At 65.2% G+C, this 2,572-nt stretch carries 2 protein-coding genes; both read right to left on the reverse strand.

Features of this window, described 5'->3' with window-relative positions:
* Positions 1-92: 92 nt before the first annotated feature.
* Entirely contained in the window at positions 93-2,276 is a 2,184-nt protein-coding gene (locus WCB02_RS04265; RefSeq protein WP_423956594.1) for a molybdopterin cofactor-binding domain-containing protein, read from the reverse strand.
* A gap of 13 nt (positions 2,277-2,289) precedes the next feature.
* Positions 2,290-2,572, reverse strand: a 283-nt coding sequence (locus tag WCB02_RS04270) for a (2Fe-2S)-binding protein (protein WP_423956595.1), incomplete at its 5' end; no start/stop codon positions are given.

Raw genomic sequence — 2,572 nt, forward strand, 5'->3', positions numbered from 1 at the left:
CGGCATCTCTCCGCGTCAGCGGGCGCAGCTTGTCCATCAGCGTGATCCGGAAATGCCGCGGCGGCTCTCGTCAAGCCGCCGCGTGTGTTGTTTCAAGCAAACGAGATGTTCTGATCCCGCAAGGGAACCGAGCGGATGCGTTTGCCGGTGGCGGCGAAGAACGCGTTCAGCACCGCCGGCGCCGCCACGCTGATGGTGGGCTCGCCGACGCCGCCCCAGAACCCGCCGCTCGGCATCACGATCGATTCCACTTTCGGCATCTCGTTGATACGCATCGAATTGTAGGTGTCGAAATTGGTCTGCTCGATGCGGCCGTCCTTGACGGTGCAGCCGCCATAGATCAGCCCGGTCAGGCCGTAGACGAAGGAGCCGGCGATCTGCCGTTCGATCTGGGCCGGATTGACGGCGTAGCCGGGATCGGTGGCGGCGACGATCCGGATCACCTTGATCTTGTTGCCGTCGGTGACCGAGATCTCGGCGGCGCCGGCGACATAGCTGCCGAAAGCGTTGAGGTGCGCAAGGCCGCGTGAGATGCTTTGCGGGGCCGGCTTGTCCCAGCCGATCTTCTCGGCGACCGCATTGAGCACCGCGAGGTTCTTGGGGTGGTTGGCCATCAGCTTGCGGCGGAACGCGAGCGCATCCTGGCCTACCGCATGCGCCAGCTCATCCATGAAGCATTCGACATAGATCGCGTTGTGATTGACGTTCACGCCGCGCCAGAACCCCGGGATGATGTGCGGATTGCGCATCGCATGCTCGATCAGGAGATTGGGGATCGAATAGCCGAACGCGGCTTCGCCGGCCGGATTGAGGCCCTGGAAGGTCGCCGGATCCTTGCCGTTCACGAGTGCGTCGGGACGCAGGCTGAACAGGATGGACTGGCCGGAGATCCGCATGTGCAGCCCGGTCAGATTGTCGTCGGCATCGAACGCGCCGGTCATCTTGCATTGCGTGATCGGATGATAGCGGCCATGCGTCATGTCTTCCTCGCGCGACCAGATCAGCTTGATCGGCGTGCCCGGCATCTGCTTGGCGATATCGACGGCTTGGCGGACATAGTCGGTCTGGCCCCTGCGGCCAAATCCGCCGCCAAGCAGCAGCTTGTAGACGTCGCATTTCTCCGCCGGCAGGCCTGAGCCTTCCAGCACCGCGGCCAGCGCGGCCTCGCCGTTTTGCGTGCCGCACCACACCTCGCATCTGTCCGCGGTGTAGAGCGCGGTCGCGTTCATCGGCTCCAGCGTGGCGTGGTTCTGGTACGGATAGCTGTAGACCGCCTCGACCTTCTTGGCGGCGCCGGCCATCGCGGCGTCGATGTCGCCGTTCTGGTTGCCGACGAAGGCGGGGCCGGACTCCAGGCCCTCCGCCAGCCATGCCGCGATCGTTGCGCTGGAAACCTTGGCGTTCGGTCCCTCGTCCCAGACGATCGGCAGCGCGTCGAGCGCGGTCTTGGCGTGCCACCAGGTATCGGCGACCACGGCGACCGCGGTATCGCCGACCTTCACCACCTTCTTGACGCCCTTCATGCCGGCGATCTTGGCTTCGTCAAAGCTGTTCAATTTGCCGCCGGTGACCGGGCAATCCTTGATCGCGGCGTTCAGCAGGCCCGGCAGCTTGACGTCGATGCCGTATTCGGTCTTGCCGACCACCTTGTCGGCGGTATCGAGCCGCTTCAGGGGCTTGCCGGCAATGGTCCAGTCCTTCGGGTCCTTCAATTTGACGTCGGCCGGCGGCGTCAGCCTGGCGGCGGCTTCGGCGACCTTGCCGTAGGTCGTGGTCCTGCCGGATGGCTTGTGCGTGATGACGCTGTTGGCGGCGCTGCATTCGGCGACCGGCACCTTCCATTCGTTGGCCGCGGCCTCGATCAGCATGACGCGCGCCGCCGCGCCGCCCTTGCGCACATAATTCTCGGAGGTGCGGATGCCGCGGCTGCCGCCGGTCGAGTACTCGCCCCAGACGCGCTTGCGGGCGAGGTTCTGGCCGGGGGTCGGGAATTCAGTGGTGACCTTTGACCAGTCGCATTCGAGCTCCTCGGCGACAAGCTGGGCGAGGCCGGTCAGCGTGCCCTGTCCCATTTCGGAGCGGGCGATGCGGATCACGACAGTGTCGTCGGGCCGGATCACGACCCAGGCATTGACTTCCGGCGTGCCGTCGGCGGCGCGGACGGCCTCGGGCCCGCCGAACGGCAGATCGAAGCCGATCGCAAGACCGGTGCCGATTGCGGCTGTGCCGATCACAAAGGCGCGGCGGTCGAGGCGCGGTGCAACGTGCTGATTCATGGTCGCCTCCCCTTTAAGCGTTCGTGATGGCGTGAATCGCCTGCCGCACCTGCTGGAAGGTGCCGCAGCGGCAGATATTGGTGATGTTGTCGTCGATGTCCTGGTCGGTCGGCTTCGGATTGTCCTTGAGCAATGCCGCCACCGCCATGATCATGCCGGACTGGCAATAGCCGCATTGTGGCACATCGTTGTCGATCCAGGCCTGCTGCACCTTGTTCAGCACGGCGCCGGCCGCGAGGCCCTCGATGGTTGTGATCTGCTTTCCGCTCGCTTCGCCGACGGTCACCCCGCAGGAG

Origin of the sequence: Bradyrhizobium sp. (assembly GCF_049581145.1) — a bacterium.
Taxonomy (GTDB): Bacteria; Pseudomonadota; Alphaproteobacteria; order Rhizobiales; family Xanthobacteraceae; genus Bradyrhizobium.